This is a genomic window from Halopenitus persicus (assembly GCF_002355635.1).
In the GTDB taxonomy this organism is placed as follows: domain Archaea; phylum Halobacteriota; class Halobacteria; order Halobacteriales; family Haloferacaceae; genus Halopenitus; species Halopenitus persicus_A.
On the sequence record NZ_AP017559.1, the window covers coordinates 33,464 to 47,217 of the forward strand.

16 protein-coding genes and 3 pseudogenes are annotated in these 13,754 nt (G+C 59.6%); 8 read left to right on the plus strand and 11 right to left on the minus strand.

What is annotated here, in order from left to right; genetic code table 11:
• Window positions 1–364: 364 nt before the first annotated feature.
• The 4 genes and pseudogenes from CPZ00_RS15960 to CPZ00_RS15965 form a co-directional block, all read right to left on the minus strand.
• Window positions 365–715: pseudogene (locus CPZ00_RS15960) on the minus strand (ATP-binding protein); the annotation flags it as partial.
• Window positions 716–772: 57 nt separating this feature from the next.
• A complete protein-coding gene (locus CPZ00_RS14700; protein ID WP_096391837.1) occupies window positions 773–1,789 on the minus strand; it encodes an AI-2E family transporter in 1,017 nt (338 codons plus the stop codon).
• A gap of 156 nt (window positions 1,790–1,945) precedes the next feature.
• A complete protein-coding gene (locus CPZ00_RS14705) occupies window positions 1,946–2,401 on the minus strand; it encodes a hypothetical protein (RefSeq protein WP_096391767.1) in 456 nt (151 codons plus the stop codon).
• Window positions 2,402–3,016, minus strand: coding sequence for a winged helix-turn-helix domain-containing protein (locus CPZ00_RS15965; protein ID WP_096391768.1), 615 nt, complete (start codon window positions 3,014–3,016; stop codon window positions 2,402–2,404).
• 100 nt (window positions 3,017–3,116) lie between these two features.
• On the opposite strand from CPZ00_RS15965, the pseudogene CPZ00_RS14715 reads away from it, so the two are divergent.
• Window positions 3,117–3,446: pseudogene (locus CPZ00_RS14715) on the plus strand (type B DNA-directed DNA polymerase); the annotation flags it as partial.
• Window positions 3,447–3,645: 199 nt separating this feature from the next.
• Here the strand turns inward: CPZ00_RS14715 and CPZ00_RS14720 are convergent.
• Window positions 3,646–3,975, minus strand: a pseudogene (locus CPZ00_RS14720) (cell division control protein Cdc6); the annotation flags it as partial.
• Window positions 3,976–4,092: 117 nt separating this feature from the next.
• On the opposite strand from CPZ00_RS14720, the gene CPZ00_RS14725 reads away from it, so the two are divergent.
• On the plus strand, window positions 4,093–5,367 hold the full coding sequence (locus CPZ00_RS14725) for an IS4 family transposase (RefSeq protein WP_096390025.1): 1,275 nt from the start codon (window positions 4,093–4,095) through the stop codon (window positions 5,365–5,367).
• Here the strand turns inward: CPZ00_RS14725 and CPZ00_RS15465 are convergent.
• The 3 genes from CPZ00_RS15465 to CPZ00_RS14735 all read right to left on the minus strand — a co-directional run bounded on the left by CPZ00_RS15465 (window position 5,342) and on the right by CPZ00_RS14735 (window position 6,264).
• A complete protein-coding gene (locus CPZ00_RS15465; protein ID WP_157744289.1) occupies window positions 5,342–5,497 on the minus strand; it encodes a hypothetical protein in 156 nt (51 codons plus the stop codon). The genes CPZ00_RS14725 and CPZ00_RS15465 overlap by 26 nt on opposite strands.
• A gap of 137 nt (window positions 5,498–5,634) precedes the next feature.
• Window positions 5,635–5,910 (minus strand): DUF7521 family protein, encoded by a 276-nt coding sequence (locus CPZ00_RS14730; RefSeq protein WP_049987862.1) that lies wholly within the window; start codon window positions 5,908–5,910, stop codon window positions 5,635–5,637.
• A gap of 3 nt (window positions 5,911–5,913) precedes the next feature.
• Window positions 5,914–6,264, minus strand: coding sequence for an ArsR/SmtB family transcription factor (locus CPZ00_RS14735; RefSeq protein WP_096391770.1), 351 nt, complete (start codon window positions 6,262–6,264; stop codon window positions 5,914–5,916).
• Window positions 6,265–6,378: 114 nt separating this feature from the next.
• Between CPZ00_RS14735 and CPZ00_RS14740 the strand changes: the two genes are divergently transcribed.
• Complete coding sequence (locus tag CPZ00_RS14740; RefSeq protein ID WP_058365957.1) at window positions 6,379–6,939, plus strand: DoxX family protein; 561 nt, start codon at window positions 6,379–6,381, stop codon at window positions 6,937–6,939.
• 169 nt (window positions 6,940–7,108) lie between these two features.
• Entirely contained in the window at window positions 7,109–7,363 is a 255-nt protein-coding gene (locus CPZ00_RS15970) for an SHOCT domain-containing protein (protein ID WP_233255193.1), read from the plus strand.
• A 14-nt stretch (window positions 7,364–7,377) separates the two neighbouring features.
• On the opposite strand, the gene CPZ00_RS14750 is transcribed toward CPZ00_RS15970, so the two are convergent.
• Both CPZ00_RS14750 and CPZ00_RS14755 read right to left on the minus strand, forming a co-directional pair.
• On the minus strand, window positions 7,378–7,827 hold the full coding sequence (locus CPZ00_RS14750) for a universal stress protein (RefSeq protein WP_096391772.1): 450 nt from the start codon (window positions 7,825–7,827) through the stop codon (window positions 7,378–7,380).
• A 98-nt stretch (window positions 7,828–7,925) separates the two neighbouring features.
• Complete coding sequence (locus tag CPZ00_RS14755; protein ID WP_096391773.1) at window positions 7,926–9,311, minus strand: permease; 1,386 nt, start codon at window positions 9,309–9,311, stop codon at window positions 7,926–7,928.
• Window positions 9,312–9,492: 181 nt separating this feature from the next.
• Between CPZ00_RS14755 and CPZ00_RS14760 the strand changes: the two genes are divergently transcribed.
• Window positions 9,493–9,864, plus strand: a complete 372-nt coding sequence (locus CPZ00_RS14760) for an SHOCT domain-containing protein (protein WP_096391774.1) — start codon at window positions 9,493–9,495, stop codon at window positions 9,862–9,864.
• A gap of 702 nt (window positions 9,865–10,566) precedes the next feature.
• Window positions 10,567–10,788: a hypothetical protein gene (locus CPZ00_RS15975; protein ID WP_096391776.1), complete on the plus strand. Its 222-nt coding sequence runs from the start codon at window positions 10,567–10,569 to the stop codon at window positions 10,786–10,788.
• Between the two features lie 91 nt (window positions 10,789–10,879).
• Here CPZ00_RS15975 and CPZ00_RS14775 read toward each other — a convergent pair whose 3' ends face one another.
• Entirely contained in the window at window positions 10,880–11,404 is a 525-nt protein-coding gene (locus CPZ00_RS14775) for an ArsR/SmtB family transcription factor (RefSeq protein ID WP_096391777.1), read from the minus strand.
• 199 nt (window positions 11,405–11,603) lie between these two features.
• Here CPZ00_RS14775 and CPZ00_RS14780 point away from each other — a divergent pair, with 199 nt between their 5' ends.
• Entirely contained in the window at window positions 11,604–11,819 is a 216-nt protein-coding gene (locus CPZ00_RS14780; protein WP_096391778.1) for a heavy-metal-associated domain-containing protein, read from the plus strand.
• A 4-nt stretch (window positions 11,820–11,823) separates the two neighbouring features.
• On the plus strand, window positions 11,824–13,743 hold the full coding sequence (locus CPZ00_RS14785; protein WP_096391779.1) for a heavy metal translocating P-type ATPase: 1,920 nt from the start codon (window positions 11,824–11,826) through the stop codon (window positions 13,741–13,743).
• Window positions 13,744–13,754 lie beyond the last annotated feature (11 nt).

Sequence of the window (13,754 nt, forward strand, 5' to 3'; positions counted from 1 at the left end):
GTGCTGTTGGACAGCGTCTAATTCTACACGGATCAATGCCTGTAACCAGATGCGGGTGATTTCCACGAAGGCGCTCACGCGCCGACACCGCGATGCCCTTACATCGCGGCTTTCCGACGACAACGACCGACAGAACCATCTGCGCGCTCTCGGTCGCGCCTTCGCGAGCGCCCTACCGGGCGCGACCGAGAGCGCGCCTGTATGACGTGGCCTCAACCAGCTCCGCGCGCCGACCCGCCCGAAGCAAGCGGCCAGCGGAGTAAGCGTGGGGGGTGAGCAGCCAGGCCGCGCAACCCCTCGCGCTTACCCGCTGGCGTCGAGACCAGATTCACTTTAGCCCGGCAGCCCGCCCGCGACTGCAGGCAGGCAGCCCGGAATGGTCGGTCGCGAGCTCTGCTTCGCCGGCCCAGACGAGATCGCCGTCTTCGTCGAAGCCGGCCACGTCCAGTATGGTTCCGTCGTCGGTTTCGTAGTACGGTTCCACGCGAACGACGCCATCCCGTTGGTGGAGCCACAGTTCCAGGAGCCGGACGCCCACCTTGTGTGGCGGTTTCTCGCCGAGATCGCCCGCTCCTGGCCCCGCCTTCAATTCCTTCCCGAGGAGGTCTCGACCGTCGGGGAGAACGGTGTAGTACTTGCGTCCCGCCGCGGATTCCGCTTTCAGGAGGTCCTGCTCCGTGAGCCGCTATATTTGGAGGTCGTTGTATTCGCCCTTCGACGATTCTCAGTCCTTTGACAGTGTGTCGTCGCCGAAACCGAATTGGAAAGATGGTCACCCGGTTTCTTCCCCGTCGAGGCGAGACCAATTTTCCGAACTAACACGGAGCGTAGCTTTGAGTGCGCCGAGAACGACGGGGCCGAAAAATAGCCCCATAACCCCGAATGCGTACCCCCCGCCAAGAATCCCGAGAAGGATAACGACAGGGTTGAGTTTCGCATACCTATTGACAGCGAACGGGCGGAGATAGTCATCAGTAAGCCCGACGATGATCACGCTGTAGACGAATAATCCCACAGCGAAAGCCGGTTTCCCCGTGAGATATAGATAGCCAGCCGCTCCTCCCCAGATCGGAATCGTTCCGACCAGAGGAACCATAGCGAGGACAACCATAACGGCCGTCCAAAATACCGCACTCGGAACACCGGCTACTGCGAGCCCGACGCCGGCGACGACGGCTTGGATGAATGCGACGAAGACGTGCCCCAAAAGGCCTCCCCACATCACGCCGTTGATTTCGGTATGCAGGTCACGCTGAATGTCCGCGGGAAGCGGGACTAGTTGAGTAAACCAATTCAGCAGGTCGTCGCCGTCTTTGAGAAGGTAGTAGAGGAGAAACAGCGCGAGTGCGACTCCGATCAGGTGGAACGTGACCGTCCCGAACGCGTCGATCGATATGTCAAACACGACCGTTCCGAGCTCCCGCCCGGAACCGACGAGTTCCCCGAGGATATCTATCTCCTGCCCGGTGAGTTCTTCAACTTGAGATTCGATATCTTCGATCCATATCTCGTTAGCCCCGAAGTTTTCGAGGGCCTGCTCGGCACTATTGGCGACCACACCGATGACGACGACTAACGGTGTGACGAATCCGACAACTGCCAGCACGACGAGTGAGAACGCCGTCACCATTGGAGATGCATACTCTTCGAAACGAACTTGCAGCGGGTAGAGCAGGTAGGCGAGAAGGACGGCACCAAGAACGTACTGGAGAAACGGCTGGATCAGCACACCGGACAAGGTGAGAAGAACGGCGACTAGCGTGAGAAGAAACCACTTCCGTGAATTCACGAACGCTAATCCGTCAACCAGCAACAAAAAAGATTCGCGGTTTTCGAGAAGTTGACTGAGGTTCTTCGTCAACCGTTCTTAGGAGCCGGTATCGACCCGTCTCAACCGGTTTGAGAAACCACCGTCGGTGGGACGGCTTTGGCTACCAGACTCTTGCTATGGTGGATTCTCGGCCTCGTTCAGGAGCTCAACAGACTTGGTGTCGTATGCCCGACGCCACAGACTATGAATGGCGCGTGCAACGAGCATCGGCTCCGTTGTGGTGATACAGGATTGCTCAACGTTGGCGGAGCGTGCCTCCGGTGGCGAGTGAAAGTGCTTCTCCGGCATACCTGGTTTCGGGTGATAGTCGAATCGGAAGTTCACCCCTTGCTCATCAGTGTGGTGGAAACTGTAGTACCCTTTCTGGAACCACCGAATGTCGAATCGGCACCAACTCGCGTCGCCGATCCCGTCCGAGAATCGAATTTCGAGCTTTGTCGGATCTAGGCGGCTGTCGAATGCGGCTTCCTCGACGAGGCCGTCGAGATTCGCGAACACGGAGCGAATTCCTTCCAATGTGACGTCGTCGATCGGGCCGACGTTGCCCTCAATATCCGTTTGTTCGGTCATTTACGCCGCCGAATGGGCTGGATTATCACCGAGAGCTCCGCGTTCACGTGTGGCGGTGCGCCCTTCAGAGGCGCGGGCCGCCGCCGAACGACTGTCGTCTGGATCAAAGTCGTAGAGAGTGAGCGCTGCTTGGGCGATCTCTAGGTTTTGCTCGACCTGCTGCCAACGGGTCAGATCCTGCCAGCCATCGTCGTCCGGTTCCAGTTTGAGTGTGAGCTCGTCGATGTCGCCGACATCGTACCGCTCCTGGAAATCCCGACGCTCGGATTTGAGATCCTGAATTGCCTGGCGAATCTCGTCTTTCGTGTGCTCGCGGTGGATATCGGCGATCCGCTGCATTGCGAGCATCTGGGGTGCGCGCATATACCGGGATCCGGTGTCCGTCGTGATCGTCTTCACGCGACCGGTCTCCGCGAGAGCAGCCAGGTGCTTGCGAGCGGTCGGTTCGCTCACCCGAGCACGCTCGGCGATCTGCTTTGCGCTCTGTGGCTCTGTGGTGACGTCGATCACCTGGCGGATGCGCTCGAACGTCGTCGTGTCGGCCTTCCAGTCCTCCACGGCCGCCTCGTTAACGTCGCCCTCCCAGTGCTCTGTCGGGGCATCGGGTGAGGTCATAGTCGTATATTCAACTGGTGGTAATATAATACTTTCCTAGGAATAAGCATATTTTTGGGGAACTCAGAACACTTGTTGTAACGGCCCCGCCTTCCGAACGCTCAACGCGTTCGCTCGCGAGATTCTGCTGACGGCGAAACAACGGTTGGAGGCCGGCGGCTGGCGCGTTGTCCACGGCATCGTCGACTCCATTTGGGTGACCCCGGACCCCGACGTCGACGACGATGATCGCGAGGACCTCGAGGCGCTCGCGACGGAGATCGCGGAATGCGTCGAGGTTCGGCTTGAACACGAAGCTCACTACGACTGGGTGGCATTTGTTCCGCAGCGCGAGAGCGATGCCGGCGCGTTGAGCAAGTACTTCGGGAAGGTCGCCGGCGACGACGACTTCAAGATCAGAGGCATTGAAGCACGGCAGCGCTCGGCCCCCCGTTCTTCGAGGAATAATTTCTTGATCGAATACAGCTGAAGTGTTCTTTGACACTAAATTAACCAACAATAGCTGGGTTTGACATCTCGATGTTGGTTAATTCACGACATAGAAAAAACGGTGGCACCTCGAAGTCAAGGCCCAAGGTGATTCACGTAGAATCAAGGAGAAAGCCTTGCCCTTCACGGTGGGGAGGGTGTCAAGGCAAGTGGCGTAATTGGGAGTCAACCAGATCTTCAACTTTCTCTTGCGGGACCGACTGTATCCGAGAATCTTCCCGCAAGGTCTCGAGAATGGTCTGTGGCCGATCACCAAACCGAAACTCAAGGAACATCCCGGAACTCGGCCCGTGACTCCGTCGTTCAAAGTCGACCAGCGAATACGTCGTCAGCTCTTTCATCTTGTTCACGTAGGTTTCTTGGTGGTACTGTACGACGTCGATCGCAGATGACAGGGCCTGATAAATTCGATAGCCGATCGTGCTGCGTGCCGTTTCATCGGGTGTTCGAGCTGCAACGGCAGCTGTGGCGTCATCCGTCTTTAGTTAAGCGAGAAACCGCGTGGCAGCGGCGGCTTATCGGGACTACTTTTCGGAAGGAATGAGGAGGAATCGAGTGTGCACAACGAAGCCTCCTCGTCTCAAATTATGCGTCGGCTCACTACACTGTTTCCCTCTGAGTTCCTTGAAGAGCACGCCGAGGAACTCGGCGTGGTCGAACGTGACCGCAAACTCCAGATTCCTGCCTTTGTCTGGGCATTCGTGTTCGGCTTCGCCGCAGGCGAAAGCCGAACACTCGCCGGGTTTAGACGCTGTTACAACGCTACTGCCGATGAAACGATTTCTCCGGGCGGGTTCTATCAGCGGTTGACTCCGACGCTTGCGGAGTACCTCCGCGACCTCGTCGAGCGCGGTCTCGACGAGGTCGCTGTTCCTAACGCTGTTGACGCTGATATCGACCGATTTAGAGATGTGATGATCGCTGATGGAACGGTGTTGCGGTTACACGAATTTCTCTCAGATCAGTTCGAAGCCCGCCACGAGGAGCAGGCTGGAGCGAAGCTCCACCTGCTCCACAATGCCACGGTGCAGACGATTGAACGGCTCGACACTGCTAACGAAAAAACGCACGACAGCACCCTGTTCAAAACAGGGCCGTGGCTTGAGAACCGCCTCGTGTTGTTCGATCTCGCCTATTTCAAGTACCGCCGGTTTGCGCTGATCGACGAGAACGACGGCTACTTCGTGAGTCGGCTGAAGCAGAACGCGAATCCGGTGATTACGGAAGAATTACGGGAATGGCGCGGCCGCGCCATTCCCTTAGAGGGCAAGCAGCTCCGCGCTGTTCTCGACGACCTCGACCGGAAGTACATCGATGTAGAGGTCGAAGTAGAGTTCAAACGAGGGCCGTACAACGGGACACGATCGCTGGATACGAAGCAATTTCGCGTCGTCGGCGTCCGCGACGAGGACGCCGACGACTACCATCTGTATATGACGAATTTGGCGAGAAAAGAGTTCTTTCCGGCAGATTTAGCAGAGATCTACCGCTGTCGGTGGGAAGTTGAGTTGCTGTTCCGCGAGCTGAAGACGCAGTACGAACTGGATGAGTTCGACACGAGTGACGAACACGTGGTGGAGATCTTGCTGTACGCAGCGTTGCTCTCGCTGCTGGTAAGCCGTGATCTGTTGGATCTCGTCACTGAGCAGGCAGATGATGAGCTCGTCTTTCCGACAGAGCGCTGGGCGGCGACCTTTCGGTCGCACGCCCAGCTCATCCTCCACGAACTCGGTGAGTACCTCGGCTACTCACCACCGCCGCTGCTCGAACGGCTGATCGAAGACGCTCAAAAAATCCACAAGCAGCGACCGATCTTACAAGAGACACTCGCTACCGCTACACAACCGAGGTGTGAGGCTTAACTAAAGACGGATGCCCTCTCACAGTCCCCTCACTTGGGTTCGCAATCGCGAGTTTCTCGAAGATCCCGACGATCTTGTCCGGGAACAGTGCTGAGATAGCGCCGAGGACACCCACGAGTGTTCGAATCATACGATATGGTTCGACTGATACGGATATAATTCTCGCTGTGATCCTACACTAGCGAGAATGATAGGTGTCCAAACGGTAGCGGTTTCGAATCAAGAACAATGCGCAGAGGCTGCTTTACGAATATACATCCCGAATACTCAGGGGTTCGGGGCATACAGGGCGTAGAGAATCGACAGCATCCCGGCTGCGGTGACAACTGCTGCGACGAATCCTGCTTCGAAGATCGACACCTGGAGGAGTTCGAAGAGGACGCCTTCGAGAAGGCCGCCAAGCCCGACCAGCGCGAAGCCGGCGGCGACGTACAGCAGCAACTGTGTGTGATGCCGTTGGTATCCGCGATACGCCTGGTAAGCGATGACCAGCGCCAGCGCGGTCGTGAACAGCTTGCCGATGACGAATAGTGTGTGTTCCATAAGTCAGTCTCCCCGCATCTCCTCGAAGATGGTCGTAATCCGGTCGGCGGGGTCCGGTCGGACGTCGATCTGGACATCGAACCCCTCCGCCTGCAGGAGGACTTCGACACGTTCGAGGCGCGCTTCGTACTCGCTGTAGTGCCGGCCACCGGGGTCGACGTGCGTGTACTCCTCGAGGAGGCCCTGCTCGACGAGGTGCGTGACACGGCGCGAGACGGTCGGACGCGACATGTCGCATTCCTCGCTGAGTTCCCTCGCAGACAGTCGGTCGGTCTTCGTCGCCACGAGGATGTCGCGGGCGTACTCGTCGTCGAGTGTTGCGAAGATGTCCGACGGGTCGGCCTCCTCAGTCACACGTCCGTACTCGCGACAGGAGGGTAATATATCCCGCCGATTTTCTGACTCAGAACGCCGGCTCGCTATTATATCGTCTTTCTCCGCGTACTGATAGTTGAAGGTGCAATAATTATGTCCACACTCGACTCCGGCATGAACCAGCTCGAGAGCAGAGTCGGCGGCCTGACCGTCGGCGGGAAAGTCCACAGCCTCAGCGCGTGGTTCGTGCTCGCGCTCCGCCTTATGATGGGCTACGCGTTCGCGTACTCCGGATTCACGAAGATCACTGGCGAGTTCGCCGCCGGCGGCTATCTGTCGAACGTCGCCGCGACGAACGGCAACCCGCTCGCGGGCATGTTCGCGTGGATGGGCTCGACGCCGTGGTTCGTTGAGTTCGCGAACGTCGCCGTCCCGTGGGGCGAGCTGTTCATCGGCCTCGGCCTCCTCGTGGGTGCGTTCGTCCGCCTCGCGGCGTTCTTCGGCGCGCTCATGATGCTTATGTTCTACTTCGGGAACTGGGACATGGGCCACGGATTCATCAACGGTGACTTCGCGTACATGCTCGTGTTCCTCGCGGTCGCCGCGTTCGCCGCAGGCCGCATCCTGGGCCTCGACCAGTACATCGAGAATTACGACGTCGGCGGTGAGACGCTCGTCGAGCGCTACCCCGCCCTCGAATACATCCTCGGCTAACCACGCCGAGACCTTTGGGAGTACAACAATGCAAAATTCAATTCAAGCACGCGGGATTCGTTCTCTGGGACTCATCGTCGTTGGAGCGCTGGTTCTGGCCGTCGTCGCCGGAATGGCGCTAACGCACGCAACCGTCCCAGATGCAATGATGTGGAGCTGGCACGACGGTATGTGGAACGACGGCCACATGGCCGGATGGGGTAGCTGGGGCTGGGGGATGATGCTGTTCGGGCTCCTGTGGATGGCACTCCTCGTCGCCGTCCCCCTCGGTCTCATCTACTGGCTGGGGACGCTGTCGCATTCGAACGGCCCCGCCGAGGAGAGCGCACTCGCCGTCCTCGAAGAGCGGTACGCCCGTGGCGAGATCGACGACGAGGAATTCGACCGCCGTCGGGCCCGTCTCACACCAGATGATAGACGGTAGCGGACGGTCGTTCCTTACTCGCTGACTTCGGTTTTCACGACGGTTGCTGGACGGGTCGTCAATCGGAGGACGCGGTCGGTGACACTGCCGAGCAGCGCACGGTATTCATCCGGCCGGCGTTTGGTGCCGAGGACGAGTAGATCCGCGTCACAGTCGTCTGCGTGGTCGACGATCGTCTCAGCGGGGCGCCCGTGTTGCATCGCTGTCTCAACGTCGACACCGACGTCCGACGCTCGGCGCCGGAGCGCTGATAGCGTCTCCTCGCCGTGTTCTTCGAGACCGTGTTCAGGGCCTTCGGCTTCGTCGACGTACTCGTCGCCGCTGTACGCAGTCACGACGTCCTCGTCAACGACGTAGAGCACATGAAGGACTGCGTCGTGGGCGGCTGCGAGTTCGAGTGCGTGCGTTGCAGCTTCTTCGGATGCGACAGTGCCGTCGGTCGACAGGAGAATTCGGTCGTACATGTAGTCGGATTTCAAACGGGGGTACATTAAATCTGGATTCCAGTTCTCACCGGTCAAGAGAGTCCGCTGTCAACCGTTGATCTTCGGCGAGACGTTCGTCAGTGGTCGTGTCCCTCCATCACCATCGGATGTCCGGTGGCGTATTCGTCGGGGGCCTCCTCGAAGGTCTCCTTGCAAGTCTTCGAGCAGAAGTAGTACGTCTCGCCGTCGTGCGTCGCCGATGGCCCGCCGTCGTCGGTCCGCATCCCGCAGACCGGGTCTCGGTACTGACCGGGAGCACCGAGGCCCTTCTTGTATACATAGAGGAGAAAGCCCGAAAGCGCGAAGGCAATGATGTTGAGGTAGAACGTGTAGTTGAGTTCAAAGTACGTCTGTTCGGTCGCCGTCTCCCCGCCGGCCAGGTCCGGAACGATGCCGAGCGCATCGAACAGCACCTCCATCAGGAAGCCGGTGAACGCCATCGTGACGAAAAAGACGCCGAGGATGTACAGCATGATCTTCCAGCCGTAGTACTTCCGGTAGACGTTCAACACGGGAATCGTGATGAGGTCGGCGTAGACGAACGCGATGACGCCGGCGAAGCTGATGCCGCCACCCCAGAGGGCGACGGCGAACGGGACGTTGCCCATACTCCCGACGAAACTAATGACGGCGATGGCGACGCCCATAATCGCGTTCTCGGCGGTCACGAGCAGGCCGTCACCCTGGATGAACAGCGTGTTCCAGACCCACTGCGGGACGAAGACGATGACGAACCCCGAGATGAGGAAGCCGGCGATGACGTCCTTCCAGATCATCGACCACTCCTTGCGGAACTGGTTCCCGACCTTGTACCAGCCACCCCACGACCGTAACTCCTCGCGCCACCCGCCGCGGCTGGACGTCTCCTGCAGGTACGTTTCCAGACAGCCCTCCGAGCAGAATTCCAGCGTCTCGCCGCCGTCAGTGGTGAGGGTGTACTCGTCTTTGCCTTCCATCCCGCAGGTCGGGTCCTCGGTAATCCCCGCTTCCTGATCGCGTTCGTTGAGCGTCGCCCGGACCTCATCGAATAGATTCTCGGGGAGTGTAAGATGGACAATAACGGCCATCACGACGATGAGAATGAGACCGCCCAGCAGCTCCGCGAGAAGGAACTCCCAGCCCAGCAGGATCAGAATCATCAGCCCGAGTTCGACGATGAGGTTCGTCGACGCGAACATGAAAGCGAGAAAATTCACCGCGTGTGCCCCCTTCTTGAACAGTCCCTTCCCGATTGCGACGGCGCCGAAACTGCAACCGCTGCTCGCCGCTCCGAAGACGGTGGCTTTGGTGAGCCCGCTGAGATCACCGTCGCCCAGGACCTGAGCCATTCGTTCCTTGGAAACGTAGACCTGGACGAGGCTCGTGACCGTGAGCCCCATAATGATCGCCCACGCCGCCGTCCACAGAAAGCCAACACCGATGCGCAGGGCTTCAAGGATGCCATCAGTCATCGTCGCGACCATAGGTATCATTTCGACGGGAGCATCTTTTGCAGTTTTCCTTCTGATAGTTCGGTTCAGAGCCCTGGTAAGTAGGGATTCAAAAGAAAACTGGGTGGCAGAAAGCGGAGGTCCAAGGCACAACCGCATTGAATAGTCAGTACGTAGTATTAGTTGAGACCCGATCTCACGGAGGGAACACACTATGCCGACAAAAACAGACGATACGCGACTGGTTACGCTCCTCCTCGTTATCATCGGTGCCGTATTCATCTTCCCGCTGTTCTTCATAGGCTTCGGGATGATGGGATTCGGGCCGATGATGGGCGGGATGTGGGGCGGTGGAATGTGGGGTGACGGAACGATGTCAGGCTGGATGTTCGTCGTCGGCATCGCGATGCAGCTCCTGTTCCTCGCCGCCCTCGTCGGTGGTGGGTATCTCGTCTACCGCGCAATCACGGAAACCACGAGTGACTCAGACCAGGCACTCGAGGAACTCCGTCTCGCCTACGCTCGCGGCGAGCTGACGGACGAGGAATACGAACAGCGACGGGAGGCGCTTGAACGAGATACCTGATTCCGATTCGACGAAGCTGAGCATGACCAGCAAATCTGACCAGTTCCACGGGACGGCACGTCCGTCACTTCCAGCGTGGCTTGACCGATACACAACGCTGGGACTGTATGGACTTCTCGTCGGTACTGGACTCTGCCTAGTCGCGTTCCTCACGAATCCAGTTCCCGATCCCTCGTTTCCGTGGGCGACGGTTCCCGAGTCAGTACGATTGCCAATTGAGCAGCCCCGAATCGAGCACTGGCCAGTGACCTACACGGTCGGAATTTGGTTGTGGATCATCGGCTTACCGGCGTTGTTCCTCGCTGGCTACAGACGGTTCGATACTCGAACGCCATTTGGCTCAACGATATGGCTCGCTGGGCTTCCGACGCTGGCGATGCTCAGCTGGACAACATACTGTCGGTTCTTCTGGCCGAAGCTCCATCCACCAACCTGGAATGCCCCCTCCTACACGTTCGTCTGCTGGTTGTACTGCTCCTCATATGACGTGATCTGGAGTAACGCAGCATACGTGATTGGGCTGTTCGGAATCGTCGCGACACTCCTCGCCATACGACACCAAGACGCAGATGGGTATGCCCTTCTCGGATTTGGACTGCTCGCACTCACCCTCGGATTACCAGCTCTGTACGAGGGATACCGACGGACGGCACGAAGGGCGACCTGAAGAACTTCTTTCCGTGATAATCGCTTAGCACAGGTATGTCCACGACTGTCGAGACGCCCGACACTGACGAGACGTGTACGTACTGTGGGTCGTGTATCTTCGACCACGACCCTATCTGTGTCCGTGACTGTGACGACGACTGTGGGTCACCTATCTACTTCTGTAATTATGCCTGCCTCTCGGCGTACATCAACGAAAATTCCCTTACGACGGGTAATGCATGTGAGTGGAATCCAAACGAAAGTGACTGTTGCTGACAGAGTGTGTCAGTAGATACGTAGCCTTCAGCGACCGGTTCAATCGTTCCGTATCGTATCTAATGAATCCCAACAATCCCGAGGTTCTCCCTCAGGCGTCTCTGTGGGCACGAACGAACGCACGTCGCAAGACTGACAAGAGCACGTACGTCTCGTACTTCTGAGTCCGGCAGTGCTCGCAGGGCTGCATGTCCGCGACAATCTCTTCGATCGCATCATCATACTCGTCGGTGAGCGTGGCGAGCGCGTCCGTAATCTGTGGCTGGACGGCGTCGATCATCTCCTCGACGGCCTGGTCAGCGGAGTCGGGTAGCGAGTACGAGAGAACGATCGTATTCGCGTGATAGTACTTCGTCGTCCCACCGCGCCCCTCCTCGAAGCGGACGACGTCGACAAGGCCCGCGTCCCGGAGCTCGTTGATGTGGTGGCGGACCGTGTTTTCCGTCCGGTCGACACCGCGGTCGCCGAGGCTCGCGTGGACCTCAGTCGCGGTCAGTGCCTCCTCTGACAAAATATCGAGGATCATGGCCCGCATCGGCTCGTCGATTGCGTCCGAAACTCGAGGATCGCGTACCGCGATGTCCTCGAGTCGGTGATCGGTACCGGAACTGCTCATACGGGAACTGAGAGTGAGCACGCGGGAAAAGGTAGCGGGATGCCAGCGAAGATCCGCCCACCGAAGAACGAATCTCAGACGGAACCACGAGGGTGAAAGCCCTAGACGACCTGTTTGACTGTTCCAATAACCTGTATCTGTACTCGAACATATCATCTAAAAAATGTTTATTGGAATACGGGCACTACCTCAATCTGTAATGAGCGACACAACCCAGTTCCGCGTACTCGACTTCGACTGCCCGACCTGTGCGAGTACCGTCGAACGCGCCCTCTCGAACGTCGACGGCGTTCAGCACGTCGAAGTCCACTACGCGACCGGCCGCGTCGAGATCGAGTACGACGACAGCGCCGTTGATCCCGACGCCTTCGCACAGACCATCGAGAGCCAGGGCTACACGCCCCAGCCCGCCTAATTCCATGAACAAACAATCGATCACGCAGTACTACCGCAAACACCGGAAGGCCATCGTCACGGCGACGAGCGGCCTGCTGTACGGCGGTGGGTGGGGCCTGGGCTACCTCACGAGTTTCGAGATGGCAAGCACCGCCATCCTCGTCCTGGCAACGATCGTGGGTGGCTACGACATCGCCAAGACCGCCTACCACGAAGTCTCCAACCGGACGCTCGGCATCAAGACGCTGGTGACGCTGGCCGCCATTGGTGCCATCGTCATCGGCGAGTACTGGGAAGCCGCGGCCGTCGTCTTCCTGTTCAGCCTCGGCAGCTACCTCGAAGGCCGGACGATGCGGAAGACCCGGACAGCCCTCCAGGAGCTGCTGGAGATGACGCCCGATACGGCGACCGTCCGTCGCGACGGGGAAGTCCAGGAGGTCCCTGCCCGCGAGGTCGAAGAAGGCGAGGTCGTCATCGTGAAACCGGGCGGGAAGATTCCGATCGACGGCGAGGTCGTCGACGGCGAGAGCGCCGTCAATCAGGCGCCGGTCACCGGCGAGAGCGCGCCCGTCCACAAGGCCGACGGCGACGAGGTCTACGCCGGGACGGTCAACCAGGAGGGCGCTCTGGAAATCCGGACGACGGGTGCGGGCGCGGATACGACGCTCGAACGCATCATCCGCCGCGTTGAGAAGGCCCAGGAGGCCCAGTCGCCGACCGAGAGCCTCATCGACCGGTTCGCGAAGTACTACACGCCGGCCGTCATCGTGTTAGCAATCGGCGCGTATGCAGTCACCCAGAACGCGATCCTGTCGCTGACCTTGTTGGTTATCGGCTGTCCGGGCGCGCTGGTCATCGGGCCGCCGGTCAGCATAGTCTCGGCCATCGGGAACGCCGCCCGGTCCGGCGTGCTGATGAAGGGCGGCGAACACCTCGAACGTGCCGGCAAGATCGACCTCGTCGCCTTCGACAAGACCGGCACTCTCACGAAGGGCGAGACCACCGTCGCTGACGTCGAGGGGTTCGGCGTCGCCGGCGACGAGGTCCTCTCACTCGCGGCGACCGCCGAGAAGAAGAGCGAACACCACCTCGCCGACGCCATCGTCGACGCAGCTCGCGAGCGCCCGACCGCTGCGACGGACGGTGGGGCGACGGTTGCCCAGGCAGACGATACGGACGCGGGGCGCCAGTCGATCCCCGATCCGGACGACTTCGACGTGGTCGCTGGCAAGGGGGTTATCGCCCATACCGATGCCCACGAAGTGGTCGTCGGCAACCGCGCACTGCTGGACGACCGCGACATCGACGTCCCCAGTCAAGTCGCCGACTACGTTCGCGAGCGCGAGGAGCGCGGCGAGACGGTCGTCCACGTCGTCCGTGATGGGGACATCATCGGTGCAATCGCGCTGCGGGACGAACTCCGAGAGGCCGCTCCTGGGGTCGTCGCAGCGCTTCAGGACGCCGGCATCGAGACGGTGATGCTCACCGGCGACAACGAGCGGACGGCCGCCGCTGTTGCCGAGGAAGTCGGGATCGACGAGTACCGCGCCGAACTCCTCCCCGAGGACAAGCAGTCCGTCATCGAAGCCTACCAGGCCGACGGCCACGTCGTCGCGATGGTCGGGGACGGCATCAACGACGCGCCGTCGCTGGCGACAGCCGATGTCGGTATCGCGATGGGTGCTGCGGGGACGGACACCGCCATCGAGACGGCTGACATGGCGTTGATGGCCGACGACCTCGAACGCATCCCGTACGCGGTCAAACTCAGCAAGGCGACGCGCTGGAACGTCCTCGAGAACGTCGGGCTCGCGGTCCTGACCGTGACCGTTCTCCTCGCGGGCGTGCTCACCAGCTACGTCACCCTCGCGTCGGGAATGCTGGTCCACGAGGCCAGCGTCCTCCTCGTCATCCTCAACGGGATGCGGCTGCTCCGCTACTGACCACCAGACAC

Excerpts from the sequence above, each read along its gene's own strand:
- CPZ00_RS14705 (WP_096391767.1), bottom strand. The coding sequence starts at position 2,401 with ATGACCGAACAAACGGATATTGAGGGCAACGTCGGCCCGATCGACGAC.
- CPZ00_RS15965 (WP_096391768.1), bottom strand. The coding sequence starts at position 3,016 with ATGACCTCACCCGATGCCCCGACAGAGCACTGGGAGGGCGACGTTAAC.
- CPZ00_RS14725 (WP_096390025.1), top strand. The coding sequence starts at position 4,093 with ATGCGTCGGCTCACTACACTGTTTCCCTCTGAGTTCCTTGAAGAGCAC.
- CPZ00_RS15465 (WP_157744289.1), bottom strand. The coding sequence starts at position 5,497 with ATGATTCGAACACTCGTGGGTGTCCTCGGCGCTATCTCAGCACTGTTC.
- CPZ00_RS14730 (WP_049987862.1), bottom strand. The coding sequence starts at position 5,910 with ATGGAACACACACTATTCGTCATCGGCAAGCTGTTCACGACCGCGCTG.
- CPZ00_RS14740 (WP_058365957.1), top strand. The coding sequence starts at position 6,379 with ATGTCCACACTCGACTCCGGCATGAACCAGCTCGAGAGCAGAGTCGGC.
- CPZ00_RS15970 (WP_233255193.1), top strand. The coding sequence starts at position 7,109 with ATGTGGAACGACGGCCACATGGCCGGATGGGGTAGCTGGGGCTGGGGG.
- CPZ00_RS14750 (WP_096391772.1), bottom strand. The coding sequence starts at position 7,827 with ATGTACGACCGAATTCTCCTGTCGACCGACGGCACTGTCGCATCCGAA.
- CPZ00_RS14755 (WP_096391773.1), bottom strand. The coding sequence starts at position 9,311 with ATGGTCGCGACGATGACTGATGGCATCCTTGAAGCCCTGCGCATCGGT.
- CPZ00_RS14760 (WP_096391774.1), top strand. The coding sequence starts at position 9,493 with ATGCCGACAAAAACAGACGATACGCGACTGGTTACGCTCCTCCTCGTT.
- CPZ00_RS15975 (WP_096391776.1), top strand. The coding sequence starts at position 10,567 with ATGTCCACGACTGTCGAGACGCCCGACACTGACGAGACGTGTACGTAC.
- CPZ00_RS14775 (WP_096391777.1), bottom strand. The coding sequence starts at position 11,404 with ATGAGCAGTTCCGGTACCGATCACCGACTCGAGGACATCGCGGTACGC.
- CPZ00_RS14780 (WP_096391778.1), top strand. The coding sequence starts at position 11,604 with ATGAGCGACACAACCCAGTTCCGCGTACTCGACTTCGACTGCCCGACC.
- CPZ00_RS14785 (WP_096391779.1), top strand. The coding sequence starts at position 11,824 with ATGAACAAACAATCGATCACGCAGTACTACCGCAAACACCGGAAGGCC.